Origin of the sequence: Nocardia sp. NPDC057440 (assembly GCF_042802915.1) — a bacterium.
GTDB lineage: Bacteria > Actinomycetota > Actinomycetes > Mycobacteriales > Mycobacteriaceae > Nocardia.
The window spans coordinates 110,324-134,797 of sequence record NZ_JBHVDF010000006.1 but is presented as its reverse complement, the minus strand read 5'-3'; the positions used below and the strand labels follow the sequence as shown (position 1 = coordinate 134,797).

Here is a 24,474-nt window from a genome sequence, read left to right as displayed (position 1 = left end):
TGATGATCGAAACCACACTGCTGGAGAAGTTGACCGACGAGGCCGAACGTGACGGGGTGCAACAGCTCGTCGTCGGCGCCGTCGTCCAATACGACGGGAAAATTCTTCTACTGCAGCGACCGATCGAGGACTTCATGGGCGGCATCTGGGAATTGCCCAGCGGCAAGGTCGATCCTGGCGAAACTATCGACCACGCTCTGATCCGTGAGGTCAAGGAAGAGACTGGCCTCGACATTGCAAAGGTCCGAGAATATTTGGGCGAGTTCGACTATCAATCCGGCAGCGGCAAGAAGAGCCGACAGTTCAACTTCACCGTCGATGTGGTGGACCCCGAGCCGGTCGAGCTGACCGAGCACGACGCCTACACTTGGACCAGCCTGACTGAAGAGCCGCCCGTCACCGAGGCGGTGATGGGAGTCTTGCTGCGGTATCGGGAAATGCGTTAGCCGTGGTCGGTCAGGCTGCATCTGACCGTGTCCAGAAGAAGTTGGTCAGCTCGTCGAATCAAAATAACTCGCGAACTTCGGTGTAGTGGCCGAGCTGCGTGATCGTATGAGGCCGTTGCTGGTAGCGACGGCGTAGGAGGAGCTGAGTGGTGCGTATCGGGGTCACTGGGCATATGAACATCACCGACGACACCGCGCCACTGGTGTACAAGGCGATCAGCGAGCTCCTTGCCGGCGAAGAATTCTCGGGCGAACTGGTAGGTGTCAGTTGCATTGCCCGCGGCGCGGACTCGGTGTTCGCGCAGGCCGTGCTCGACGCCGGCGGACAACTCGAGGTCGTGCTGCCCTCGCGGAACTATCGTGAGCGGAAGGTGAAGCCGGACCATGCCGAACTGTTCGACAATCTGCTCGGCCGCGCGGACACCGTCCGGGTCATGGATTCGATGAGGCTGGCGGGGAAGCGTACGAGGCTGCCAATGAAGCGATGCTGTCGTCCTGCGATCGTTTAGTCGCGGTGTGGGACGGTGGGCTAGGGGAGAAGGGCGGTACGGGCACGGTCGTCGAGCTGGCTCGCACGAGTGATGTTCCCGTTGATGTTGTATGGCCCGAAGGTGCTGCGCGCAAGCAAGGTTGACTGCGCAAGGGCATGACTAACCCACCCGCCGTGCTCATCGACACGTTCCCGGCCTCCAATCGCAGGCAACCGCGAGCTGCAGCCTGCGACCCAAATCGCAAGAGCAGATGGACAATCGGTGGTTGAGGCAGAGGACTTAGTGAACGGGAGCCTGATCGGTGGAACGCTTCGATTTGATCTCCGTGGACGGCATCCGGCTGGATGCCGCTGTTCACCAGGCCGCGAGCGATCCGGCTCTCGGGGTGGTGCTGCTGGTACACGGCATCACGGTGGACAAGGACGAGGGCGGAGGGATGTTCGTCAGGTTGGCCGAGCGTTTGGCGGCCCAGGGGTTGAACGTTGTGCGGTTCACCTTCCGCGGGCATGGGGCGAGCGGAGGCACTCAGGAGGGAGTCACGATCGCGGGTGAGTGCCTGGATCTGGAAGCCGCGGTGTGCGCTGTTCGCGAGCGGTTCGGCGGGCAACGGTTGTCGATCGTTGCGGCCAGCTTCGGCGCTGTTTCCACGATCCTGTCGTTGCCCTGGCTCGATGACCTCCAACAGCTCGTGCTGTGGAATCCAGTCTTGGATCTACGCCACACGTTCATTGCGCCGGAACTGGAGTGGGGAGAAGAGAACTTCGGTATTGATCAGCGGAAACGATTGGAAGACAACGGCTTTCTCCTCGTCGACGGCGAGTTCCGGCTCGGCCGTGTCATATTCACTGAGTTCGAGCACTACCGGCTGTTGGATGCTTTTTCAGCCGCAGGGCCGCCGACGCTGATCGTGCATGGTGACCGTGATACAGCCGTCTCCTACGACATCGCCGCCGACGCCGCGCGATCGCGACCGGACACCACGCTGCATACGGTTGTTGGTTCAGATCATGGGTTCGACTCTCGGGAGCGGGAAGACCAGGCAATTGGGGTGACAGTCGACTGGCTGATCGGCCACCCGCAAACTCGGTGGGAAAATGTCGATGGAGGCGCTACGAGCGCTCGAGCGCAGGGTCACACGCTTGCTCGCAGATCAACGGCGTCGCGAATGGGCGGGCCCGGGAGGGCAATCGGGAACGACTTCTGACTCCAGCGCGACTGGTTCCAACCCGCAGACCGGCCCTTCGGACAAGCCACAACCCGGACCCACTAAACAGGTTAACCCCAAGATCCCTACGGGGTCTTGACCGAAAGGGGGGCCATGTGAGTGCAGTGGTGGAGTGTGCCGATTCGTTCCTTGCCGGGGTGACGGAGTCGATGCGGTGCTCGTGCTACGCCATGGTCGCCGTCCGCACCTTCGTGGACCCCAACGAGGCTGCGGGATTCGCCGTTGTGGGCGGTCCCGTATTTCGGTGTGGACCTGGTGCTGCCCCGCCGATCACGATCGGCGGGGCACAGCGGTGCGGAGGTGCTCGACCTCGGGCTCGAAACCGAAGGTTCAGTGGAGAATCGGGAAGTTGGCGCGGAATACGCCGTGTGGGTCGCGGGCCTGCTTGAGCTTTCGCAGCCGGTCCAAGGTGCTGGTGTCGAAAACCTCTGTGACACTGTCGCCGGCGGACAGGACGGTATACGGTTTGCGGCCGCTGACTCGCGCGCCCAGATCGGCGATGATGCGCTTCTGAGTGGAGCGTACCGCGGCGACGGTGTCGAGGTCCGAGCCGATGGCCTGCAGAGACAGTGCGTAGGGCTCCGCGAACGGCGGGACCGCGCCTCGGGTGGGCTCGGCGAGCGCGCCTCCCAGCTGCCGGAGTTGGATGCCCATCAGCGGATCGATCGGTGCGTGCAGCAGAATCTCGACGGCGGCCTCGTCCAGTGTGGTCAGCAGCTCGGTTCGCACCAGTCCGGGGCCCGGCGCGGTGGGCTCGTTGACGATGGTGCCCAACTCGGCCGGGGACAATTCCCGGCGCGTGTCCGCGAGGATGCCGTCGATCGCGTCCAGCCGTCGCAGCAGTTCCCGCCCGCGCGCCGATTCGCCCAGGTAAGTGGCGGCGATCGCGATGACCGGCGGAGCCTGCGGCAGCTCCAGCCGATTGAGCCAGACCGTGAGCTCCGCCGGTGCGTGATCGGTGATGTCCTGGAAGGCATCACGGACCGCCTCGGTCTGCTCGGCCGGCCAGGCGACCAGGCCGCCGAAGAGGGCCGGAGCCGCGAACAGATCGAACTCCACCGCCGTCACCAGTGCGAAATCCCCACCGCCGCCACACAATGCCCAGAACAGCTCCGGGTCGGATTCCGTGGTGACCCGGGTCTGATGACCGTCGGCATCGATGATGTCGAAAGCCCGGACGCTGTCGGCCGCCCAACCGTATTTGCGGCCGAACCACGACAATCCGCCGCCGAGGGTATAGCCGACAACGCTGATCACCGGGGAGCTTCCGGCCAGCCCGGTCAAGCCGTGTGGGGCGGCCGCCGCCAGCAGTTGGCCCCAACTGGTTCCCGCACCGACGCGGGCACGTCGCCGCGCGGGATCCACCTCGACCCGATCGAGTCGGCGGGTGCGCACCAGGATGGTGCCGGCGGTATCACCGGAAGCGCCGTGGCCGTTGGGCTGAGCTGTCACCGACAGACCCGCGTCGCGCGCGTAGCCGACCACGGCGGCCATATCGTCCGCGTCCTCGACGTGCACGACCGCCGCGACCGGCTGGTCGATATTCAGGTTCCACGGCGTCCGTGCGGTATCGAACTCCTCGTCGCCCGGCAGCAGTACTCGGCCGCGCACGGCGGATCGCAATGTGTTGTGTGGCATCTGGATTTCCTTCGCTACGGAATATTCACCGCGTCGTGCCCGAGCCGCTGGACGGAGCCTGGCTCGGGGCAGGGCGCCGGGTGGTCGGGTCGGTTGCCGGGGAGATGGGCGTGGGCATCGGAAAGGCCACCTCGATATGGGCGGCGGCGGTCAGCGCGCGGACCTCGGCGAATGGGGCGGTGATCAACTGGACCCCGATGGGAAGACCCTCGACCGAGACGCCCGCGGGGACCGTGACCGCGGGCAGGGCCAGGTAGTTGGCGGCGATCGTGAGGCGGTGCGCCGCATACATGGTCGCGACCTGTGCGGTGCCGCCGAGGTCGTAGCCGACCGGCCAGGGCAGTTCGGTCGAGACCGGGCCGAGCACGATCGGGTGCTCGGCGAGGAAACGGGACCAGGCCGCGCGGCGGGTGAGGCGCTCACCCAGCGCGGTCATGTAGCCCGCCAGATCCAACGGCGGGAACAGGTTGATCGCGGCGTCCACGAAGGTGTTCAATCCGGCGCTGCCGAATCGTCGCATGGCTTCGCGGCGCTGGACCATCACCTCGGTGGAGACCAACCGGCCGTAGTCCGCCGCCACCTCGCCCAAGTGCGGCGGATCCAGTTCGGCCACCGGATATCCCGCGCGTTCGAGGGAGTCGGCGCAGCCGAGCACCGCGGCCCGCACCTGCGGATCGATATCGTCACCGAGCGTGACGGCGACCGCGGGCAGCGCGGTGTCCGTCGCGTCACGCACCGGAATCCATCCGGGATCGCGCACGTCAGTGCTGTTGCTGAGGACCTCGAAGGCGGTCGTCAGATCGCGCACGCTGCGCGCCAACGGCCCTGGCGCCGCGAACAATTGGTTTGTCGGTGCGGGCGCGGCCCCGGGCAGGCTCGAGGCCACCGCCACCCGGCCGGGCGTGGTACGCAGGGAGGCGACTCCGCAGAACGCGGCGGGTACCCGCAGTGAACCGCCGAAGTCGGTGCCCAGGCCGAGGGGGGTCATGCCCGTCGCTACCGCGGCGGCGTCACCGCCGCTGGAACCGCCCGGGCTGCGGGTCGGGTACCACGGATTCACCGTCGGTCCCGCCTCGTCATTGTCGGTGTGCCAGCGCGTGGCGAAGTCCGGCATGTTCGTTCGCCCGATGACGATCGCCCCGGCGCGCCGTAGTGCGGACACCGCGGGTGCGTCCGCTGTCGCGACGGCCTGTCCGAAGGCCGCCACGCCCCAGGTGGTCGGGCTGCCCGCGACATCGAGGTTGTTCTTGACGGTGACCGGAACCCCATGCAGCGGCCCGGTCGGCCTCCTACGGTCGGCCGCAGCCGCCTCCGCACGCGCGGCGTCGGCGAATACCGTGGTGAGCGCGCCGATTTCGGAATCGACTTGCTCGATGCGCTCGAGATGCGCCTCGACGACCTGGGCCGCGGTGACCGCGCCCTCGGCGATCAGCGCCGCGAGCGAGACCGCGTCCCGCGTCCACAGCGCGCTGCCCCGGCCGGTGGTCACGATGCCTCCTGTTCGGCGAATACCGCTGTGGTGCGCGGTGTTCGGCTGTCGTCGATGGATTTGCCGAGGGTGATGAAGAACAGGACCAGCCCGGCGGTCAGGAGGATGTGGCCCACACCCGAGACGAGTGCGATCGCCGCACCACTGCTCTTGCCCAGCACGGTGAGGGTGCCGTGCAGCGTCATGGCCGCGACGGTGATGACCAGGCCGATGTTGTACAGCCGGAAGAACCAGCCGTACAGGCTTTTCCGGGCGCTGAGCGTGAACTGCTTCTCCAAGGCCAGCACGATGAGGAAGAACAGCATTCCCAGCGCCAGCAGGTGGGTGTGCACGACACTGAGCTGCGACTTCCCGGTGAAATGTTCGATCTTGGTGATCTCGCGGTAGTAGAACCCGGAGATCAGGCCGATGATCATGTAGATGTGAGCGGTATTGACCAGCGTCTTCATCGGGCGCTCAACGGTTTTCACGGCGCAGCAGCAGCGCGCCGCTGGCGGCCACAAGGGCGGCGGTGAAGCCGTGCACGCCCAGGGCGGTGGCGGTGGAACCGTGGCGCAGCAGGATGGTGAGCATGTCGCCGGTCGGGATGAGGGCGACGGTGAGCGTGGCGACGCCGACGGCGCGACGCTGCCCGGCCGCGAGCAAGGCGAGCAAGATCAGGCCGGAGACCACATCGCGGACGCCTTTGACGTTCAGGAAACCGTTGGCTTCACTGTGCGGCCAATCAGTGAAGCCGAACCCCTGGGCCATTTGCTGTGGGACGAGCAGATAACCGCCGCCGACGACAATGATGAACGCGGCACCCAGTACGGCGCCGGCCATGCCGACACGTTCGCCGAGTCGGCGGGAATTACGCACGGAAACAACTGATTCCGTATTCGAGAAAACGGACATGAGCACTCCTGGATCGGTGGGATACGCGTCCCCAGCATCCAGTGCGGCCCGTACCGTTCGCTGACAGTCGTTGTCAGCGAACGGTACGCAGCAGTTCGAGCACCGCCTCGTCCGGAAGCCGGGCGCCCGCGAGGAATTCCGCGCCAAGACGCGTGGGCCCGAGCGCCGCTTCCGCCTGGTCGAGCGCTCGCCGCCGCAACGGGCCGATGCGAATCACCCCGGCCCTGCGGTTGATCCGGTCGGTGGCGCCGAGAATGCGGGCCGCGCGCCCCGGGGCATCCTTCGCCAGCGCGACCAGGGCGTAACCGATACCGACCTCGGCCAGCAGCGCCGCCGAGGTCTGGGCGGCCAGATCGCGAGGCATGGCCAGCTCTCGCAGCGCGTCGTCCGGCTGCCCCGCCGCGACCAGGGTCGCCGCGTGCACGGTGCTCACGAAGACCGGGTTCACGAAGCGGACGGTATCGTGGCGTCCCGCGGGCGGCGGGCCGGCGGGGAGTGGCTGCTCGGACATCCGCCGGAACAGTTCCATCGCGCGGTCGTTCTCGCCGCGCAGGTGCGCCAGGTGCGCCTGCGTCGCCGCCAGGAAGCGCCCGGGTGCGGGGATGATGTGCGGGGTGATCAGGGGCTCGGCCCGGTCGAGACAGGTTGCCGCGCTGTCGGTATCGCCGCCGACCAGGTACATCTCCGCCGCGAAGAGCAGCACGCCGATGCGCTCACCGGCGCCCAGGTCGGCGCTGAGCAGTTCCAGCGCGTGCGCGATCAGCGGGCGGGCGCTGTCCAGGCCGAGCATCCGGGTCCGGTAGCTGGCCAGGGAGATCAGGGCGCGGCTGTGTGACCGGGCGTCACCGTGCGCGCTCAGGCAGGTCAGCGCCGCCTCCAACGTGGGCAGGGCGCGGGCCGGATGGTCGCCGCCCAGTTCATCGAAACCCTGCGCTATCAGCGCATTTCCGCGTAGCCATGGATCGTCGGAGGTGGTGCAGGCAGTCAACAGGCTGTCGTCGTCGCCGAGCAGATCACGCAGCGCCAGTATGAGCACGAACATCGGGTGCGGGGGCCGATCTTCGGTGAGGGCCGCACGGGTCAGTCGCTCGAATTGCCCTGTGTTCTCCCGGATTTGGCCCCACCAGATGTTGGTGAAGTACGCGAGCAGCTCCTCGCCGTACCGGCAGGCCAGGTATGCCCCGGTGCACCCAGGCGGCGGTGTGTCGCCGAGCAGGGCGAGGACCTCGCGGCGGCGTTCGGAGATGTCGCCGTGCAACCCGCGCAGCAGCCAGTACCAGACGAGATTCCCGTACAGGCGAACCGCGCGCTCGCCGTCGCCCGCGTCCAGCGCCCACCGCAGCGCGGTTTCGCAATTGGCGTGTTCGGCGATCAGACGCGCGAGCCAATCGGGGTGTGCGGCAGTGCGTAATCCGGGGGCGGCGGCGTCGGTGAACTCCAGGAAGCAGTCGGCATGGATGCGGGCGACCTCGTCCGCCTCGCCGACTGCGGTCAATTCCGTGGTCGCATAGGCTCGGATGGTCTCCGCCATTCGATAGCGCTGTCCGTCGAAATCCACCAGCGACTTTGTCACCAGTGAGGTGACCGTGTCGATGGCGTCCGGACCACACACCCTGGTGATGGCGTCCAATGTCGCGCCGCCCGCGAAAATCGAAAAACGTCGGGCTGCTGCGGCTTCCGCATCGGTGAGCAGTTCCCAGCTCCAGGCGACAGCCGCGTGCAAGGTGCGATGACGCGGGACCGCGTGACGAGTGCTGTTGGTGAGCAGCCGGAAGCGATCGGTGAGCCGCGCGCTGAGGTCCGGCAGCGGCAGACTCCGCACGCGAGCGGCGGCCAGCTCGATGGCCAGCGGCATGCCGTCCAGGCTGCGCACGATGGCACGGATATCCGCGGAATTGCTTTCGGACAGCGCGAAATCCGGGAGGGCCGCGGTGGCGCGGTCGAGGAACAGCCGGACCGCGGGCGATGCGGCTGCCGCCAGGAAATCCACGTCGGCTTCGGGCAGGTCCAAGGTCCGGACCGGATACAGTCGCTCGCCGTCCACGCCGATCGGCTCCCGGCTCGTGGTGAGGACCCGCAGCAGGGGTAGCCGTTGCAATAGATCGTCGATCAGGCGCGCGGTCGCCTCCACGACATGCTCGCAGTTGTCGAGTACCACCAGCATTCGGCGGCCGGACAGCGTCCGCTCCAGTACTTCGGCCCACTCCGTGCACAGTTCGTCGGGTCGCTCGAACCCGGCGAGCGCGTTCACTATCGCCACTCCGACCGCGGTCACGGCAGGTCGGCCGGCTCGTTCTCGCTCGAGTGCGGCCAGTTCGACGAAGGCGTAGCCATCCACCCAGTCCACGGCGTGCGCCCCGACCGTCTCGGCGGCCAGCCGAGTCTTCCCCACGCCCCCGCTACCCGACAGTGTCACCAGTCGGGACTCGCGCAACGCCTGCCGCACTCCGTCCACGTCGTGTCCGCGTCCGACGAAGCTGGTGCGACGGCCGGGCAGCAGCGGCGCGGATACCTTCGATGCCCCGGTGGTGGGGGATGCTGCCACGACTCCCGTACGACCCGATCCGGACGTCGTCTCGGAGACAGGTCCGTCGACGGTGGGAGCATGGGGTGCGTTGGTGTGAAGTTCGGCCAGGGCCGAGCGCAGCACCTCGGCGGGTGTCGTGCCGAGCTCCTCCCGTAACAGGGCCTCGGTGCGTTGAAACTGCTGTATCGCCTCGGATGTGCGCCCCGCTGCCGCCAGTGCCAGCACCAGTCGCGCGGCGAGCGTCTCACGGAATGGATGTGCCGCGACTTCCGTGTGGAGCTCACGCAATACTTCGCCGCCTCGGCCCAAGGCTCGCAAGGCGTCCGCTCGCAGTTCGATCGCTTCGAGCCGCTGTTCGGTCAATCGCAGCGCCGCAGCGTGCAATACGTCCGATTCCCCCACATCGATCAACGGCTCCCCGCGCCACAACGCGAGCGCGGTATCGAAGCGCGCGATGGCTCGTTCTGTCTCCCCGGCCGCGAGCAATGTCCGCCCCGCCTCGACCTCACGCGTGAAGAGATGCGCGTCGACGTCCTCGGACGCAAGTTCGAGCACATACCCGCCCCCATCCCTCCGCACCACCCCCGGCGCCGCCGCGCGCAACCGACTCGCCAAGGTCTGCAACGCATTCCCTGTCCCCGCCGGCGGTTCCTCTCCCCACACCCCGTCCACCAGTCGCGCCACCGGAACCACTCGCCCGGCTTCGAGCGCGAGCAACCCCAGCAATGCCCGTACCCGCGGCCCCCCGACCGACGCCCTCGTCCCGTCCGCGGCCTCCACCATCACCGGACCCAATAGTCCTACCAGCATGAATCGCTCATCTCACGATCGATCCTGCGTGGCGGCGAGGCTCTCGTCAACCCGGGCCAACCTGGGGACAGGTGCCGGTAGTGGGGGCCGTCGCGGGAGGCGCCGTCACGGCGATCTCGGTGGGGAGAGGGTCTCATGACTGGGGCAACCGATAGTCAGCATGCCCAGACCTACTTGACGATACCGATACCGACACTACGTTCGCGGTACCAATATCACCGATTGTCTACTGGCGCTGGGACCCGACCACCCCGACACACTCACTGCCCGCGCGGAGCTCGCACACGCACGAGGGGCCAGCGGTCATCCCGCCGCGGCCGTCACCGAATTCGATCCTCTGTGGGGCAGGCATGGGATGGACAGACGAAAGGAAGTCGAAGGAGTTGTCCGTTCGGGTGATACGGCGGGTGAGCAAGGCGCTCGAGTATGCCTACGGTCGTGGTGTGGTGTGCCGCAGCACTTCTACGCGTTTGATCGATGCCTTGGCGGTGGGGCGGCACAGCTTCGGCTCGGTGGTCACGCGGCGGCAGGCGGCGAATCGTCCGGCGCGGCCGTTCACGCCGACGCTGGCGGCGCGGCCGGGTGAGCAGATCCAGATCGATTCAACGCCTTTGGGTGCGATGGTGCTGTTGGAATCGGGTGTTGGCGCGGGCGGATCTGACGATCGTGGAGAACCGGGCTCGTAATGCTGCCAGCAGTCGGTACGCGCCGTCGCGGTCCTAGATGTCGGCGGGCATCACACGACAGCTACCGTGACGGCGGCTGGGGAGGTTCTCGGCCGTTACATCTGGCGACGCGTGCAACGTTCCTGCAACCCTCCTTGCCGCTTTCGTGCGGCATCCCCCTGCGCAGATATGCTCCGACGGCACCTGTACCGAAATCATGAAGCGACCGACAGCGCGCAACAGCAACGCGCGGTCGGTGAACGCGGGAACTCACTGCTGAAGGTCATATTCAATGTCTTGCGGCGAATCAGCCTGTGCTCCTATCGAGTCGGCGCCATCGTCGCCGCCGTTCTCGTCCTGCTCCACATCGAACACCGCTGCGCCACCTGACCACTACAAACTGCTCCCCGGAAAAGGCTCATTGGGTGTATGACCACCCGGGCTGGCCAGGTGGGCTGGTCGGGTGTCATCAACACGTCAATGTTCTCGGAGATCAATCGTTAGCGTCTGCTGATCCAGGGTAAGGGAGTAAGGACGGCTCCCGGATAGAACGGAGGAATGCACTGCTCATGAACATGCTTCGGCGATACACCGCCAGGGTCGCGCTGTCGGGAATGACGGTCGCGGCGATCGTCGCCGCGACGGCATACGGCGGAGACACCGCGGCGCAGGCGGTACCGGCAGCCGCGCCGTCTCAGGCGCTGACCGAGGCGATGGACCAGGTCGTCAAGAGCGGATACGCCGGTGTCCAGGTGGTGATCGACGGTCCTGGTGGGCATCGCACCATGACCGCCGGAGTCGGCGACCTCCAGACCGGCACACCGTTCGCCGACGATGCGCGGGTGCGGATCGGCAGCAATACCAAGACCTTCGTGGCAACGGTGGTCCTGCAGCTGGTGGCCGAAGACGAGATCCAGCTCGACACACCCATCGAGCAGTACCTGCCCGGCCTGGTGCAAGGCAATGGAAACGACGGCAACCGAGTCACGGTGCGGCAGTTACTGCAACACACCAGCGGCATACCCGACTACCTCGGCAGGGTCGGGGGCCGCGCAGCAAGCGGAGACGCCCAGCTCGACCCCATTTCCGAGGCGATCCGCCGACAGCACTTCGAGCCCGCGGACCTGGTGCGCAGGGCCATGGCCATGCCGCCGATCAACGAACGCGGTGCGCGAGCCGAGTACACCAACACCAACTACATCATCCTGGGCATGCTGATCGAGAAGGTGACGGGCCAGTCACCCGCCGTCGAGATCAATCGCCGGATCATCGAACCGCTCGGCCTGCGCGCGACGTACTTTCCTGCCGACGGCGAAACCGGTATCCGCGGTCCGCACCCGTCGGGCTATCACCAAACCGGCGGAAAGCGTATCGATGTCACAGCAACCGATACCTCATGGTCGGGCGCTGCGGGCGCGATGGTCTCGACAGCGTCGGAGGTGAATCAGTTCTTCAGCGCACTGCTGGCCGGAGAGTTGCTTCCCGCGGCGCAGTTGGCGGAAATGCAGCGTACGGTGCCGTTCGATCGGGAGCCCGATGCCGGCTATGGACTCGGCCTGATCCATCGCCCGGTGCCTTGTGGCAAGGAGGTGTGGGGCCATGGTGGCAGCATTCCTGGTTTCGAGGTCCGCACCGGCGTCGCTGCCGACGGGACCGCCGTCGTTGTGAGCGCCAACCAGCTTCCGACGGGCCGGGAGGCCTTCGCTGCCGTCGAGAAGGTTTTCGATATCGCGATCTGTGGTGCATGAGTCACCCTGCGCAGCTCCAAACGAACGGAAGAACTGTCGCAACACGACGAGTCGTCGGTATCGGTTCTTGAGGTTCCATGTGCTGGCGGAGGTCGTCGAGAACCCACACCGACGAATCGCGCTGATCTGCGATAGCGTTCCCCCTGAGCTTCCATCACGTCAAAAGGAGGCACGGCGCAGAGGACCGTAGTGGCAACGTCACGTTGCGGGTTTCTGCCGTTTTTTCACCAAGGGTGGTCCGTATGGCGGTCGGGAGCGGTCACTGCTCGATGGTCTCCACCACCGGCAGCCATACGACGGCGTTGTGCTTGAAACTCTGATGCACGGGCCGCAAGGCGGTGTGGTCATCGAGCGACATCATGGTGACACCCATCAGGTCACCGTCGTCGTCAATGGCGGCCACAGTGCTGCCACACGCCGGGCAGAAGCCTCGCGAGGTAGTCGGCCAGGACTTGTACCAGCGCGGCTCGCCGCCGGGGCCGATCCATTCGAACTTCGCGGTCGGGAAGTCGACCCAGGCCATTACCGGGCACCCGCCCAAGCGCTGGCAGTGCGGGCACGAACACAGATGTGGCCAGCCCGGCTCAGCGTCCGAACGGTAGCGGATTTGACCGCACAGGCACCCGCCTTGTTTCATCAGAATCAACCCCTTCGCATCGAATGCGGTTGGTGTGAAAGATAATTGAGCCGTCCGTTGGCGATTTGCCCGGTTGCGTACCTTCAGGTGCGTCAGGGACCTGGCCGGCCGTGCCTCAGCGAGGGGCCGATAGGCGCTGGTGAGGCGTTCATGAAGTAACGCGACGATCTGAGCATAGGCGGTGCGAGGTCCGAATGGCGCGACAAGCCATCCGCTTGGTCTGGGAATAACCTCGGTGCGCATTCGGCACCAGCCTGCCGGACAGCCGCGGAAGTTCGGGTGTACCAGTGATGCCCGATCGGTAATCCTGATCCAACTCAACCAGGCGTCAACCGTCGTTTCAGCCTTCTCGAGCGGACTGCGTTGAAATTGTGTGGCCACCTAGCAGACGCGGGCCAGGAATCGGTCTTCGGTCGCGTAGTCGAAGAAGTGGCCGAAGTACGGATCGTCGGCCGCTGGAAGGATGCCGGATCTGTCTCCGGTTTCGGCTGCGTCGAGGAGCCAGTCGATCTGTGCGGCAACCGTTGTCGCGTAGTCACCGGTCGGCCGATAACCGAGCGCGGCCGCTGCGGAGGTGTCGAGTACAACGGGGTGAGCTGAGTCCCAGGGTGTCGCACCGAGCCGGTCGTCGGTTTGATCGTCGAGGAGTACCTCCTTCCACTGATGATCGAGGTGGTTGGCGATGGTGCGGGAAATGTCGAGTGCGCTGGGGGAATCGGGATCGGCGATATTGAGGATGCGTGCACCTGGTGTGTGGGCGACGGTTTCGACCAGGGCGGCGATGTTGGCCGCTGCGGTGGTGTGGACGACCCCGGTGCCGCGTCGGGCGAGTAGCACGGTGGTGCGCCGGTCCAAGATGCGCTTGACGAAGACCCATTCGCGTGGGCGGCTGCCGCCGATCCCGTGGACCCTCGATGGTCGCAAGATGCTGATCGGTTGTCCGCTGTCGAGCGAGACCTGCTCGGCGGCAACCTTGTTCGGCCCATAGCCAGCGTGGGACCGATAGTCGATATCGTTCGCCGTCAGGGTGGGCGCAGACTCGTTGATCGGTCCATCGAATCGCGGCTCGACCTGCGAGTTCGCGTGATTGCCTGCGGCGTCGATGTATACCGCCTTGCTCGACATCAGGACTGTGGACCCGGCGTCGGCGGCCAACTCCACCAGTGAGTGGGCGGTCGTCGCGGTGTAGCAGACGCAGTCGACCAGCAGATCTACCCCGTCGCCGATGGCGGCGCGCAAGCGAGCTGCATCGGCGCGGTCTGCTGCGATGAAATCAACTCCAGCCGTGCGGAGTTCGGCAGGCATGTTGGCGGGGTTACGTCCAGCTACCTTCACCCGCCAGCTCGCCGCCGCCAAATGCGCCGCGATCGCACGTCCGATCACGCCGGTTCCACCCAGGATGAGCGCATCAGCCATCACACGAGCCTAAACCTGGCTCGTTTCTCGTTGTGCGCTCGCGGCTGGTTGGTGAGCCCGCACGATCCTGACGGAACCGGACAGCGATCGGGTGCGTCGTATAGGTCCGTGAGCCAAAAAGTCTGATCGAAGATCCCAACGGGGCGACGGCGACCATCGAGTTCGACTAGCCCCTAATGAGCAAGCCGACATCGACGGCGTGACGCAGGAGAGGAACTCGTGACGGCTCGCAAATGCCCGGATGGACGGGTATATGCTGCGTGACCTTGCGGACCGGTACGGGCCGGTCGAAATCGATCTGTACCGGTCGCCGACAGCCCGGCTTGATCACCGGCGACCGGGGCTGACCATCGAATCCGGTCTACAGATTCAAATCCGGGCTGTAGATACGAGCGATCCCCTGGCCGTCTTTGGTGACTTCGGTGAAACTGCGATAGCGGTGCCCGGGCTTCGCCAGCGCCGTGTCCACAGTCAACGGCGGCGAGGGATACTTGCCGTTCAAGCAATGAAATGGGCCACTGGTCGCGACCTGCTCGTTCGCCCCGGTCTCGTACGCGTTGTAATCCACAATGGTCACGACCATGGTGCAATCGGATTCTGGCGTGATGTCGCCAGATTTGATCGTGAGGCCGCCGAATGCCCGGGGTACCCCATTCTCGGCGTAGATGCATGACTCTACTTCTGCAGAGCCATCACTCGACAGATATGAGCCCGAGCAGCTGTAAGAGCTATCCGGGGCGGCAACAGCGGCAGGCGCGAACAGGAGTAACGGTGCCGCACTGGCACAAACGCAAGACAGGACACGTGATAACGAACCGATGGACATGTAAGACCTTTCGATATCAGAAGCATCAGATCCCCGACGAATGATCTTGTCCACCTTATGTGTAGCCACATGACGGGTGCTTGTCGGGTCGCAAAGACACGTATGTCGAGAGCGGGGTGGTCCCACGCGCTCATGTTGCCTGCCAAGCGTTTTCGCAACGACGGTGCTCCTTGATGCACCAGAGCTGCCAGGTAAGGCCCTGTGCGCCAGCGGTTTCACTCTGAACCGGCCAGTCTGCATCCATTGCCACGCCTTGAAATCACCTACAGCGCAACATCGCTCACCGTTGCGTCGATCCGACCACCACGATCTCGGCCCTGCAGCCCGAACCTCCGCTTAGCGCTACTTTTGATGCCGATGTTCCTGCACTGCCAGCAAGATCAAAGACTAGCCCGATTCTGATCTCGATAAGTGAACCGAATCGGGCTGTAGCTATGACAATTGAAGGATGGGCAGACGCTCACTCCGTCGGTGTCCTGTATGTCGGACGGCACTTCCTCGCGACGCTCCTGCGCCGCTACTGCTCTCCGGCCTGCGGCGCCCGCGCCTACCGTGCCCGTAAGAAGTTCGGTGCGGTGTATGAGCAGGTGCGACAAGCGATGCTCCTCGGCATTCAGCTGTTGGGTCAGCTCCGCGATCTGGCGACGCAGCTGCTCGACTTGTTCACGGTTGCCACGCGCCGCCGCCCGCGATATCGGCGAAGTTGCGCTGAGCCGGAATTTTGTGTGAAGGTGCTTCGGTGTAGAGCGGCCGGCGCGCGGCCGAGAGGGGGATCTGATGTCGGAGACTTTCAAAGTCGACCCAGCTGAAGTGGACACGTTCGCCGCGGCTTTGAAGACGCTGGCCGAGGCCAATGCGAATGTCGCGACCTATCTGGACAAGTGGCTGGTCTTGGACAACACCGTGTGGGGCGACGGCGGGCTCATCCGTATCGGGCTGAGCGCCGTTGCGGAGGCGCACAACAAGCTGAAGCCCAATTACGCCACCCTCGGCACCCTCTCCGAGGCTGCGGCGACCGAATTGACCAAGGTCGCGCAGGTTTACCGGACCACCGACCACGCGCGCGCCGACGAGTTGGACCGCACGTACCCCACAGGCAGCAGCTGATGACCAAGACGCCGTCCGAGCACCTAGCGGAACCTTCGCTCGAGGACCCGCTCAACGACAGTTTCGAGTTCCTCATCACCTCGAACGCCATTTCGCCGACGTACTGGGCTTGTAAGTGGTGCGAAAACGTCCTCGGGACAGACCCGCTGAAGTGGCTCACCACCAAGATCTCCGGTGATTGGGAGGCCCTGCAGACGGCGGGCAAGGCGGTGGAAAACCTGGCTTCCTACAGCGCGAGCTTCTCCGAATCGGTCAAGTCCGCCGCGACGACTGTCGACGCGACGTGGGACGGTAACGCGGCGACCAGCGCCCAAGCCTATTTCACGAAGCTCTCGGCAGCCATTTCCGCGCAGGTCGAGCCATTGAAGGAGATGGCGACCGAGATCAACCGCTTCGCGTCGACGGCGTACCACCTCTCCACCGCCATGAGTAATGCCTTGCAGACCTTGCTGGACTGGGGCGCCATGGCGGTGATCGAGTGGGCCGCGGCCGAGGCCTCCGCGCTCACCGGCGTCGGAATTTTCGCAACGGCGGCCCTGGTCGCCGCCGCTACCGCGACCACGGCGAAGGTGATCGCGGAATGGGGCCTGCTGGTCGAGAAGTTCAACGCCGCGTATGTCGCACTCGAGGCCATCGCAGGGGTCGGTTTCGGCGTGGTCGCGGTGGTCGAGTCCGCCGATATGCCGAGCCTGCCCACCGCCACCTACGACCACCCTGGAGCCTGAATGAACGCGCCCGAGCCGATTCATGATCTGGCCCATGGCGATCTCGGGGCCTCGCGCCAACTGTCCCGGGCGATTCGGGTGTTGATGGATACCGCCACCGATCCGCAATTGACGGAGCAGCTGCGCGGTGTCCTTGAAGGCAAGGGCAGCGCACGCGAATTGATGCACAGTGAGGCATTCAATCGGGTGCTCGATCGCACGTTGCCCGCCGCCATGCAGCAGTTCGCGGACATGCCGGAGGAGGAACGGCAACGGCTGGCCGCCCAGGGCGAAGCCGAGTTGGTGCGACTCCGGTCTGAACCACTTGGGGACCAGTGGCCGTCGGACCGGCCGATGCCCCCTCCCACGGATCGGCCGGCGCCCGCCGGGAACGCCGTTATCCCGGGCACCCGCAAGCCCAACCGCGATCGCGTCGTAACCCCGACTGATGACGACGACGAGGACGACGAATACTTCCGCGACCGCCAGCAGCGCGGATGGCTGCAGTGACCCGGGCGCAGGTGGTCTTCGACACTGAGATCAATCCGGATTGGACGCCGACTCTCGCGACGGCACCGACGGAGCTCGTTCTCACCGAGCCGATGCCGGGGTTGTGCAGCGAGCACGGTTTCACCGCTATTGAGACCCGTTCCTTCGCAGTCAATTCCAGTGGCCCACTATCGGAGCTGCCGACACCGCGAGCCATGTTGCGCTCCATGAAACGCGGGCGGCGGGACCCCGTCCTGGCGCGCGTCCGCTTCGACTGCCCGGCCTGCGAGTTCTGTCTCCACGAGGTCCGGCGCTTCCGTCGAATCGCGCTGCTGGCACTGCTGGCGATACCACTGGCAATCGCGGCCGTTCTCATCGTACGGGCGCTCGAACTCGAACCGCTCTATCTACCTTTGGCTTTCGTGATCGTGCCCGGATGCATGCCGATCGCATTGCTGGTGGCGATGCTGTCCTGGAGTCGCTCCCGCTATTTCGCCGATGTCTGGATGAATGAAACAGCCGACCAGCTGATCGTTTTCGCGCACCCGGATTTCGTGGCCGCGGTCGAGCAAAATCGGGCCGGGAATCGCTGAACGCCCCACCGGAGCCCACCACAACAGGGGCCCAAAGTCTTTTCGCAGCTTCGCCCACCGGAGCCACTAAAACGATCAGTTTGTTCACAGGCACTCAGGTACCGGTCCGTGCGGATGCGTCCAAGCCCACGGGTAGGTTCTGTGATATTGGCCAGGCCGAAAACGGTTGGGGGTGTGGTGAAGACGGACGATGAGCCCGACAACGGGCTCTGGTGCGCTGGGTGAGCGCTTCGCGCAGGGTGTCTTCAGCCCGTTGGTAGGCCCGAACTTGTGCGCGGTGAACCTCGGGCATCGTCACCGCGCAATTCTGCCCAACGGCACGATGATGCGCCCCAGTTCCGGTTGCATTAGCAGGCGCCCGAATTCGTGGCGGAAGAACACACCGCGACGCCGGGGGCGGTCCTTCGAAACCCGGAATCCGTCTTGGGTGGATGTCGTTCTAGTCGAGGGCCTCGGACGACGGTCACTCCATCGGCCTCATTGTTGATTGTTGGTTCGCCTGAGGCGGGGCGGCGAATGCGGGTGTTCTCGTAGTGGTGCGGTCCGTGGCACCAGCTGGCTGCGCCGCCAGGGGGTCGCCTTTATCAGGGACGGCGTCAACTCTTCGAGCGAGGCTACTGAACTTCGTCGCTATCGTCGTAACCTTCCGTCCAATAGTCTCTGTCTATCTCATAGCCTTGAATGACGAAACAATCGGGATAGTCGGAGAATCCCGGCTGCACTCGAAGTCGGTCGATGGCATTCTGAGCGTCTTCTTTCGACGCGTATATGCCGACGCGCTTGCGTTCGTCTATGTCATCCCCGGTTCGATAAACATGTTCGAGTAGAAAGACTGAAACCATCGAATGTCCTTGGTTTTCATGTGCCCGAGGTGAAGAATCCCTCTGTCCAATGATCTTTACCTATTGTATATCGTTCGATATGAAAACTGTCAGGGCGATCACGAAAGCCCGGCAGGTCCTTCATGTGCTCCGCAGCCTGTTCGGCTTTCGACTCGGTTGAATACATGCCTAATGTTCGGACAATTTCAGCACCATTGTCTAATTCGTACCAATGGTCCAGCACGAAGATATCGCGCATCAGCACTCCATTATCTATTCTCTAGTTCGGATTTTGCCAGGCGCGGTCGCCGTATTTTTTGATCTTACTGAACTCACTACCGGGTCCGGTGCCTTCCCAGTTCCCAGGTCCGTAGTGCTCGTCCAGCAGTCGGCGCGCGTACGCTTTGCCGCTTTCGCCAACGTAGGGCGGCCTGCCTTTAGCCCAGCTCGGCGCATCAGTGGCGTTCTCTTTGCCGGAGCCGCCCGATTTAGGAACCTTCGTGGGCCGGTCGGTACCTCCAGCGGCCGCCTCGTCGCTATCGACGTAGACCTTCATGGCGATGATGGCGCCGAGTTTGATGGCGATATCGGTGAGGCTGGGGACTTTGTCGAACGCTGTGACCACGAAGGCGGCAGTACCCGTGGCTGCGGCTGCAGCACCGATGATCCTGATGAGCCTGCTTATATCGTAGGTGCTTTTGAGCACTCGGGCGGTGTTGCCGGCGATCGCCAGAACGCCGACGCCCGCGGCGACATTGCTGAGAGCGGCGGTGATCCAGGAGGCCGCGACACCGATGACGACCGTTGCTCCGGCCGCTATCAGGGCGTTGGTGACCGCATCTCTGAATTTATCGCGGACATCGGAGGTGGCCTCGCTGTACTCGCCGACGGGCGCGGCGAGGTTGACGGACGCGGCGGCGAGTTGAGTGGCACCGCCGTTCAGAGTGGTGAGATGTCCGAGAAGGCTTCGAGGCCCTTCTTGTCCTGGATGTCGCTGAAAAGGTTGCTGATCTCGGTGATCCGGGCAGGTGCGCCGGTGATGGTGGCGTGTTCGGCAAAGGTCTTCCAGGTGGATGCAGCCTTGGCGAGCTTGTCCTTGTTGCCGTTGGGCAGCTTGCTGCCGAATTCTTCCTGGATCTTGCCGACTAAGGCGTCGTAGAAGCCGGGGATGCTGCCGTCGCCCTCGGTGACCCCATCGCCGTTGCTTCCTACCGAGGTCGGGATCGACACCTTGTATTCCGACATGGCCGTCACGGTGGGGTGGTCGGGCATCGGGTTGGAGTCGTTGGCCAGTGCCCAGTTGTATCCGGCGGCGTAGAGCATGTTGCCGAAGTTGGTGAGCGCGTCGGCCAGGTTCGTGCAGGTCTGCATCGTTTCCTGGGCGGCGCGGTCGTAGGCTTTGCCCCATTGCTCACAGCCCGCTGTGTCACCGGCCATGCCCGCGCACACCCCTTTGACGGCATCGTGGACGGGTCTATCGGCGGTACGGAGGTCGGTCGCGAGGCTATGGCATTTCTCAGCGGCGTCGTAGTAGGTCCGCCAGTCGATGACCAGTACACCCATGGTGGATCATCCCCCGTTGAACATTTTGTAATTGGTATCGACGGCACGGGTGTAGCGCGCGTGTGCAGCCTTCGCGGCATCGCTCATGTCCCTTGACGCCTTCTACGAATTCGCGTGCGCCGGTGACCCATTGGGTGTGTGCCTCGGCGTACGCCTGGGCGGCGACGCCTTCCCAACCAGTGTCGCTCAAGGTCGCGACTCGGTCGTCGATTTCATCGAGATGCTCGCCGATGAAGCCAGCGAGTCCTGACAGGCGGGCGACGATCTCATCGAGGTGCTCGAGATCGACCGAAAATCGTGAGCTCATGGCAGATCCAAACTCGAGGTGTTCAAGGACGCCGCGTTGCTCTCATCACGCACCTGATAGGTGTCTGCGGTGACGCCGAGCTTTTCCGCCATCCCCGTCAGGGCGGTCATGATCTGGGTGCCGCCATCATGGACGTCGGTCCAGCCCTCGGAGAACTCGTTGGCCGCGTCCCCGGTCCAGCTGCCATCGGTCAGCGAAGCGACGTCCTTCGCTGCGGAATCCAACGCCGTGCGCAGCGCCTCAGCCAACTCGTAGACGTACTTGCCAACCTCCCGCACCTTCTCGGGTGCCACAGAGAGATTTTGGCCAGAGGCTGGCGTCCCCCCATCGCTCATGGCACGAATCCTAGCCGATTCCTATCAGAGCTCGGCATGGAAAGGTCGTGAGTGCTGTCGCGTCCGAGGTTATCGACACTGAGACGCGGATTTCCCGGACCGAGGTCAATCGTCTTGTCCCGCAACGGGTCGGACTGTTTCTGGCCGATTCTAGTTCCTTGAAGGAGACGAATGGCAGCCGTTGGCGCAGAGGCACGATCGCCCTTGTGCGACTCGGGAATGCCAAGCGGCGGCTCGCGATTCATCAACCATTCAGCGATCCCAAGGATCGGCCCCGGCGCTAGGGTCGGTGTGGTCGAGATTGGTGATCCTCCTTGTCACTGCCATCAGCCGTGCGCGATTAGGTTCGATCGGGTGGTCGTAGTATGTCTGTGCCGCCGACTTCTGTTCGTTCGCCAGTTCGTTGCCGATGAACCAGCGGGTGTCTCGGCCGACGTTGTTCCATTGCTCCGGCGTGATCGCCGCCCGCAGTGCCGCTTCCGAGTCCCAGCTCTGGCGAACGGCTTGCACGAAATCGTGGTCGATCGCTGCTCCCGGTGCCGGTGCGTTGGTATGCCGTTGGAACCTGTTCGCTGACACCACTGCTTGGGCGGCAAACGCCATGTGATTCCTTTCGCCCACATGGTTCTCGACTGCGCGGGCCGACGCGACGGCGCGCTGCAGCGGGCCGAAACCGAACGGATTGGTGGACATGCTCGCCCGCTCGATGGACAGGGCTCGGAGTGCGTCATTGGTCATCTGATGGCTGGCCCCGGAGGCGACGAGGGCACCGGCCATATTCGAGTTGGGAACTCGAGCGTGGCCGAGGCCGTCGAGAGCGTTGGCGACACCCAATTCGGCTTCTATGCCTCCCGCGCCGTCAGCGCGCATCAAGGCCATGAGCCGCCAATTCGTCCGGGACATTCCACTCCAGGCTTCCCTTTCCTTCCGATTGGGGGCCATGCCGATGTTGGCCAGATCGACGGCTTTCTTTCCGCGAGCCAACGGATTCAACGGGTTCAGTGTCCCCGCAGCGAGCCAAGCCGTCACTGGCGAGGAGTTGATCGTGCTCAGTGTGGCGAGTCCGGTCATCGCCTTGGCCCCATGCGAGGCGCCGGCGGACGGGGTGGAGCCCATCCCGATAGCAGTACCTCCACTGCCCGCGGATGCTGCTCGTCCGCCCTGTATGGCCAGGGCGAACCGGTTCGCGATCCAGTCGTTGCCGGTGCTGAGACTCCTGCTGAGATGTCTCAGTTGCGAGATCGCGACGATCTCGACGGCGCCCGCGATGATGATCACCGCCATCACCTGTCCGCCGGCTTGGGCGAACAGGTTGCCCAGGAACAGCAGATAGATACCCAGGAACACGGTGTAGGCGGCCATCCGCCCGGCCGCGATGAAACTGTCGACGATGTTGCGGATCAGGAACGTCTGTGTAGGCCCATACACGAACCCGCCTGCCGCAAATCCGAAGATTGACATGAACCCGTGATAAATCGCATCGAGGGCTGTCTTGACGACTTTGATTGCCAGATATGCCGAGAACAGCAACAAGATGCCTGAGCAGATCAACAGCATCAGTCCGGTGCTGGCCTGGCCGAGCGTGGGATTGTTGGCCTTGGTCAGCGCGGCGGCGTCACCGCACGTCCGCATCCCGTCCTTCAGCTCCCCCTCGTCACCGCCCATTACCCCCGCCGACCATGCGGACTGGCACGCGGGTCGCTGATCCACCACATGCCCGAAGTTCCACACCTGCAACGGCCGTCGCGCGAAATTATCGGCCAGATCCTCCTGCATCGTCGCCACCAGCTGCCGCGAATCGGGGCGGCTGTTGCCGTTCAATCCCGCCGCCACCGAAATCCCGAGATCACGTCCCTGGGCCAGCAACCCGTTCGACGAGAGTACGTCCTCGAGTGGATCGATCAAGAACACCGGGCCGACTGTCGCCACCCCCAGCATCATCACCACCTGCATCGCGGCCTTCGCGTGATAGCCCCGCACAATGAACCAGGCCACGAAGAACGCACCGATCGCCGCCGCGGACACCAGCATCACCGGCGTCGCGATCTGACCGGTCACCGCGTCGGCCACACCCCGCAGTGCTGACGCGAACGTATCCAGCCACCGGAAGCTCAACGCATACCCGGTCAACCAGATCGCCGTAGTCACAATGGTTATGTAGCCGATGAACTCGACTCCGATAATCGCCCAGACAACTGTCGCGCCGGGGTTCAGCGGGCCGCCATGGTCGCTGGTGAACAGATAGTTCGCCACCGGAACGCCGGACGAGTCACGGATATTCATCCAGCTGAGCCCGTCGATCTGGGACGCGCCACCGGTCGCCGCCGCATCGCTCTGCGCGGTTGCCACCGCACCCAACACACCCGGGAGCACAAACAGAAGAAAGACAACCACCAAAACCCTTGTCGCCCAGCGCCGACGCCGGGTCGCGACAATCCACTCTCGGCACCGCCGCACCACCCGACCCCGCTGCCAACGCGCCGGATCCCAGAAATCCGCCGCCCAAGCCTGCCCCGAGTCTTGCCGAACATGCGATCCGGCGCCCTTACCGGCCCCGGTGTCGGGGTTCAACGGGACCTCCACACCGACTGTGGTGGCGTCGATTCCGGCAGATGTCGCGGTTCGACGCGAACGGCTGTCGGACGCAGGGCACATGACGAAAATGCTGAACCTCACAGGGTGCTGGTGAACCGATCGACAGCCAGCTCGTCGAAGCGGCCCTGCGCCATGCTGCCGTCGTGGTCGACACCAGTCACCCGTTCGACTCAGCCCGATTCTGACTGGTCAGGGACTTGCGATCTACCTCACTGGACGCCCTCCGACGGTATAAGCGCCGCCCCGCTCCGGCAGCGTCGTTCGACTCGGTTATTCGAGTCAGCTCGCCGCGAACCCAACTTCGCCTTTCGGATCTGCGTTCGCTCCCAACGCTGCTCAGCATTGCCACCGCGAATTCGGGTAGCGCGATTATGTTCTGCGGATTCTTCGGGTCGTTCTCGCTCACCACACGGACAGGACCCTTGCCTCTCACACACGGATGGCCTTGCCTATGGATCTCGCGCTTCTTGCGTTGTAGAGCGGCCATGCCAGCCCGAGTACCTGACTCGGCCGTTGCGCGATTGCCGTCACAATCGTCACGAGATCGGCCAAGTCGGAACGTTTCGCAGTACTCGACCGCCGTAGGCGTTGTGGCGGAACGAATCCCGCGCGGTCTTCCTCCGCATAGACCAGCATCCGCAACCAATTGCCTTGCGGCAAGGTCTAATACTCTGAAGTCGCGGATGCTCGCGCGCTAGAGAGAGGCCATGGATGTTAGGCCCGCAATCCAGTAGCGATCCGTCCACCCACGCCTGGAGCTGGGTTCGCAGCTCCGCGAGGGCCTCGAGATCGGCGGCACATGGTTTCTGGTGCTTGCAGGAAGGTCTGCGGCCTCGCGGACCGGGTTGCGGTCAATGGCGTCGTGTCGGACAGCCATGCTCATCATCTCTGACAGGACGACCCGCTGACGACGTTTTCCCCCGGGTGTCCATTGACGGCCGCGCGGATATCGGCTGGCCGACTGGCTCATATACGCGGCATCGGGTTGGCAGCCTGCGATAAGAGATGTCGGTCTGGGGGCGGCATCCTGCCACCGCTCGGGCGACCCTCTCGAGGTGGTCAGCGAGAGGCATACCTCTGACTGTGTTCGAACCTATTGGGTGAGATGTGATGTTCGCCCGGCCTCGACTGTGATTTATCCCGTATAT

At 64.4% G+C, this 24,474-nt stretch carries 24 protein-coding genes and 1 pseudogene; 10 read left to right on the top strand and 15 right to left on the bottom strand.

Features of this window, described 5'->3' with window-relative positions:
- Window positions 1-2: 2 nt before the first annotated feature.
- From ACFU4Z_RS14035 to ACFU4Z_RS14025, 3 genes are all read left to right on the top strand, one after another.
- Window positions 3-446, top strand: a complete 444-nt coding sequence (locus ACFU4Z_RS14035) for an NUDIX hydrolase (RefSeq protein WP_379062728.1) — start codon at window positions 3-5, stop codon at window positions 444-446.
- A 173-nt stretch (window positions 447-619) separates the two neighbouring features.
- Window positions 620-955, top strand: a complete 336-nt coding sequence (locus ACFU4Z_RS14030) for a hypothetical protein (RefSeq protein ID WP_379062726.1) — start codon at window positions 620-622, stop codon at window positions 953-955.
- Between the two features lie 283 nt (window positions 956-1,238).
- Complete coding sequence (locus ACFU4Z_RS14025) at window positions 1,239-2,141, top strand: alpha/beta hydrolase family protein (protein WP_379062724.1); 903 nt, start codon at window positions 1,239-1,241, stop codon at window positions 2,139-2,141.
- 351 nt (window positions 2,142-2,492) lie between these two features.
- Here ACFU4Z_RS14025 and ACFU4Z_RS14020 read toward each other — a convergent pair whose 3' ends face one another.
- The 5 genes from ACFU4Z_RS14020 to ACFU4Z_RS14000 all read right to left on the bottom strand — a co-directional run bounded on the left by ACFU4Z_RS14020 (window position 2,493) and on the right by ACFU4Z_RS14000 (window position 9,520).
- Window positions 2,493-3,800: an FAD-binding oxidoreductase gene (locus ACFU4Z_RS14020; RefSeq protein WP_379062722.1), complete on the bottom strand. Its 1,308-nt coding sequence runs from the start codon at window positions 3,798-3,800 to the stop codon at window positions 2,493-2,495.
- Between the two features lie 25 nt (window positions 3,801-3,825).
- Entirely contained in the window at window positions 3,826-5,289 is a 1,464-nt protein-coding gene (locus tag ACFU4Z_RS14015) for an amidase (protein WP_379062720.1), read from the bottom strand.
- Window positions 5,286-5,738: a DUF2871 domain-containing protein gene (locus tag ACFU4Z_RS14010; RefSeq protein ID WP_379062718.1), complete on the bottom strand. Its 453-nt coding sequence runs from the start codon at window positions 5,736-5,738 to the stop codon at window positions 5,286-5,288. Before ACFU4Z_RS14010 ends, ACFU4Z_RS14015 begins: the two co-directional genes overlap by 4 nt.
- 7 nt (window positions 5,739-5,745) lie before the next feature.
- Window positions 5,746-6,183, bottom strand: coding sequence for a DUF4267 domain-containing protein (locus ACFU4Z_RS14005; RefSeq protein WP_379062716.1), 438 nt, complete (start codon window positions 6,181-6,183; stop codon window positions 5,746-5,748).
- 73 nt (window positions 6,184-6,256) lie between these two features.
- Entirely contained in the window at window positions 6,257-9,520 is a 3,264-nt protein-coding gene (locus tag ACFU4Z_RS14000; protein WP_379062714.1) for a BTAD domain-containing putative transcriptional regulator, read from the bottom strand.
- 407 nt (window positions 9,521-9,927) lie between these two features.
- Here ACFU4Z_RS14000 and ACFU4Z_RS13995 point away from each other — a divergent pair, with 407 nt between their 5' ends.
- From ACFU4Z_RS13995 to ACFU4Z_RS13985, 3 genes and pseudogenes are all read left to right on the top strand, one after another.
- On the top strand, window positions 9,928-10,206 hold the full coding sequence (locus ACFU4Z_RS13995) for a hypothetical protein (protein ID WP_379062712.1): 279 nt from the start codon (window positions 9,928-9,930) through the stop codon (window positions 10,204-10,206).
- A gap of 225 nt (window positions 10,207-10,431) precedes the next feature.
- Window positions 10,432-10,575: pseudogene (locus ACFU4Z_RS13990) on the top strand (IS5/IS1182 family transposase); the annotation flags it as partial.
- A 179-nt stretch (window positions 10,576-10,754) separates the two neighbouring features.
- On the top strand, window positions 10,755-11,933 hold the full coding sequence (locus ACFU4Z_RS13985) for a serine hydrolase domain-containing protein (protein ID WP_379062710.1): 1,179 nt from the start codon (window positions 10,755-10,757) through the stop codon (window positions 11,931-11,933).
- Window positions 11,934-12,192: 259 nt separating this feature from the next.
- On the opposite strand, the gene ACFU4Z_RS13980 is transcribed toward ACFU4Z_RS13985, so the two are convergent.
- From ACFU4Z_RS13980 to ACFU4Z_RS13970, 3 genes are all read right to left on the bottom strand, one after another.
- Window positions 12,193-12,570, bottom strand: coding sequence for a GFA family protein (locus tag ACFU4Z_RS13980; RefSeq protein WP_379063449.1), 378 nt, complete (start codon window positions 12,568-12,570; stop codon window positions 12,193-12,195).
- 381 nt (window positions 12,571-12,951) lie between these two features.
- Complete coding sequence (locus ACFU4Z_RS13975) at window positions 12,952-13,986, bottom strand: NAD-dependent epimerase/dehydratase family protein (protein ID WP_379062708.1); 1,035 nt, start codon at window positions 13,984-13,986, stop codon at window positions 12,952-12,954.
- A 361-nt stretch (window positions 13,987-14,347) separates the two neighbouring features.
- Window positions 14,348-14,569 (bottom strand): hypothetical protein, encoded by a 222-nt coding sequence (locus ACFU4Z_RS13970; protein ID WP_379062706.1) that lies wholly within the window; start codon window positions 14,567-14,569, stop codon window positions 14,348-14,350.
- 1,020 nt (window positions 14,570-15,589) lie between these two features.
- Here ACFU4Z_RS13970 and ACFU4Z_RS13965 point away from each other — a divergent pair.
- From ACFU4Z_RS13965 to ACFU4Z_RS13950, 4 genes are read left to right on the top strand one after another with little or no spacing between them, the layout of a single operon-like run.
- Window positions 15,590-15,919, top strand: coding sequence for a type VII secretion target (locus ACFU4Z_RS13965; protein WP_379062704.1), 330 nt, complete (start codon window positions 15,590-15,592; stop codon window positions 15,917-15,919).
- Window positions 15,919-16,644: a WXG100 family type VII secretion target gene (locus ACFU4Z_RS13960; RefSeq protein ID WP_379062702.1), complete on the top strand. Its 726-nt coding sequence runs from the start codon at window positions 15,919-15,921 to the stop codon at window positions 16,642-16,644. Before ACFU4Z_RS13965 ends, ACFU4Z_RS13960 begins: the two co-directional genes overlap by 1 nt.
- On the top strand, window positions 16,645-17,133 hold the full coding sequence (locus ACFU4Z_RS13955; RefSeq protein ID WP_379062700.1) for a hypothetical protein: 489 nt from the start codon (window positions 16,645-16,647) through the stop codon (window positions 17,131-17,133). It begins immediately after the preceding gene.
- Window positions 17,121-17,705, top strand: a complete 585-nt coding sequence (locus ACFU4Z_RS13950) for a hypothetical protein (protein WP_379062698.1) — start codon at window positions 17,121-17,123, stop codon at window positions 17,703-17,705. Before ACFU4Z_RS13955 ends, ACFU4Z_RS13950 begins: the two co-directional genes overlap by 13 nt.
- A gap of 614 nt (window positions 17,706-18,319) precedes the next feature.
- Here ACFU4Z_RS13950 and ACFU4Z_RS13945 read toward each other — a convergent pair.
- From ACFU4Z_RS13945 to ACFU4Z_RS13915, 7 genes are all read right to left on the bottom strand, one after another.
- Window positions 18,320-18,547, bottom strand: coding sequence for an SPOR domain-containing protein (locus ACFU4Z_RS13945; protein ID WP_379062696.1), 228 nt, complete (start codon window positions 18,545-18,547; stop codon window positions 18,320-18,322).
- A gap of 16 nt (window positions 18,548-18,563) precedes the next feature.
- Entirely contained in the window at window positions 18,564-18,785 is a 222-nt protein-coding gene (locus tag ACFU4Z_RS13940; RefSeq protein ID WP_379062694.1) for a hypothetical protein, read from the bottom strand.
- A gap of 21 nt (window positions 18,786-18,806) precedes the next feature.
- On the bottom strand, window positions 18,807-19,232 hold the full coding sequence (locus ACFU4Z_RS13935; protein ID WP_379062692.1) for a hypothetical protein: 426 nt from the start codon (window positions 19,230-19,232) through the stop codon (window positions 18,807-18,809).
- 233 nt (window positions 19,233-19,465) lie between these two features.
- Window positions 19,466-20,089, bottom strand: coding sequence for a hypothetical protein (locus ACFU4Z_RS13930; protein ID WP_379062690.1), 624 nt, complete (start codon window positions 20,087-20,089; stop codon window positions 19,466-19,468).
- Entirely contained in the window at window positions 20,043-20,396 is a 354-nt protein-coding gene (locus ACFU4Z_RS13925) for a WXG100 family type VII secretion target (protein WP_379062688.1), read from the bottom strand. Before ACFU4Z_RS13925 ends, ACFU4Z_RS13930 begins: the two co-directional genes overlap by 47 nt.
- Window positions 20,393-20,689, bottom strand: coding sequence for a WXG100 family type VII secretion target (locus ACFU4Z_RS13920; RefSeq protein ID WP_379062686.1), 297 nt, complete (start codon window positions 20,687-20,689; stop codon window positions 20,393-20,395). The genes ACFU4Z_RS13925 and ACFU4Z_RS13920 overlap by 4 nt, the downstream gene beginning before the upstream one ends.
- Before the next feature lie 294 nt (window positions 20,690-20,983).
- Window positions 20,984-23,080 carry a hypothetical protein gene (locus ACFU4Z_RS13915; protein WP_379062684.1) on the bottom strand — a complete coding sequence of 699 codons (2,097 nt, stop codon included), beginning with the start codon at window positions 23,078-23,080 and terminating at the stop codon, window positions 20,984-20,986.
- Window positions 23,081-24,474: the final 1,394 nt, after the last annotated feature.

Coding starts and splice junctions, on each gene's coding strand:
- ACFU4Z_RS14035 (WP_379062728.1), top strand. CDS start 3: ATGATCGAAACCACACTGCTGGAGAAGTTGACCGACGAGGCCGAACGT.
- ACFU4Z_RS14030 (WP_379062726.1), top strand. CDS start 620: ATGAACATCACCGACGACACCGCGCCACTGGTGTACAAGGCGATCAGC.
- ACFU4Z_RS14020 (WP_379062722.1), bottom strand. CDS start 3,800: ATGCCACACAACACATTGCGATCCGCCGTGCGCGGCCGAGTACTGCTG.
- ACFU4Z_RS14010 (WP_379062718.1), bottom strand. CDS start 5,738: ATGAAGACGCTGGTCAATACCGCTCACATCTACATGATCATCGGCCTG.
- ACFU4Z_RS14005 (WP_379062716.1), bottom strand. CDS start 6,183: ATGTCCGTTTTCTCGAATACGGAATCAGTTGTTTCCGTGCGTAATTCC.
- ACFU4Z_RS14000 (WP_379062714.1), bottom strand. CDS start 9,520: ATGCTGGTAGGACTATTGGGTCCGGTGATGGTGGAGGCCGCGGACGGG.
- ACFU4Z_RS13985 (WP_379062710.1), top strand. CDS start 10,755: ATGAACATGCTTCGGCGATACACCGCCAGGGTCGCGCTGTCGGGAATG.
- ACFU4Z_RS13980 (WP_379063449.1), bottom strand. CDS start 12,570: ATGAAACAAGGCGGGTGCCTGTGCGGTCAAATCCGCTACCGTTCGGAC.
- ACFU4Z_RS13975 (WP_379062708.1), bottom strand. CDS start 13,986: ATGGCTGATGCGCTCATCCTGGGTGGAACCGGCGTGATCGGACGTGCG.
- ACFU4Z_RS13970 (WP_379062706.1), bottom strand. CDS start 14,569: ATGGTCGTGACCATTGTGGATTACAACGCGTACGAGACCGGGGCGAAC.
- ACFU4Z_RS13965 (WP_379062704.1), top strand. CDS start 15,590: ATGTCGGAGACTTTCAAAGTCGACCCAGCTGAAGTGGACACGTTCGCC.
- ACFU4Z_RS13960 (WP_379062702.1), top strand. CDS start 15,919: ATGACCAAGACGCCGTCCGAGCACCTAGCGGAACCTTCGCTCGAGGAC.
- ACFU4Z_RS13955 (WP_379062700.1), top strand. CDS start 16,645: ATGAACGCGCCCGAGCCGATTCATGATCTGGCCCATGGCGATCTCGGG.
- ACFU4Z_RS13950 (WP_379062698.1), top strand. CDS start 17,121: ATGGCTGCAGTGACCCGGGCGCAGGTGGTCTTCGACACTGAGATCAAT.
- ACFU4Z_RS13945 (WP_379062696.1), bottom strand. CDS start 18,547: ATGGTTTCAGTCTTTCTACTCGAACATGTTTATCGAACCGGGGATGAC.
- ACFU4Z_RS13940 (WP_379062694.1), bottom strand. CDS start 18,785: ATGCGCGATATCTTCGTGCTGGACCATTGGTACGAATTAGACAATGGT.
- ACFU4Z_RS13930 (WP_379062690.1), bottom strand. CDS start 20,089: ATGGGTGTACTGGTCATCGACTGGCGGACCTACTACGACGCCGCTGAG.
- ACFU4Z_RS13925 (WP_379062688.1), bottom strand. CDS start 20,396: ATGAGCTCACGATTTTCGGTCGATCTCGAGCACCTCGATGAGATCGTC.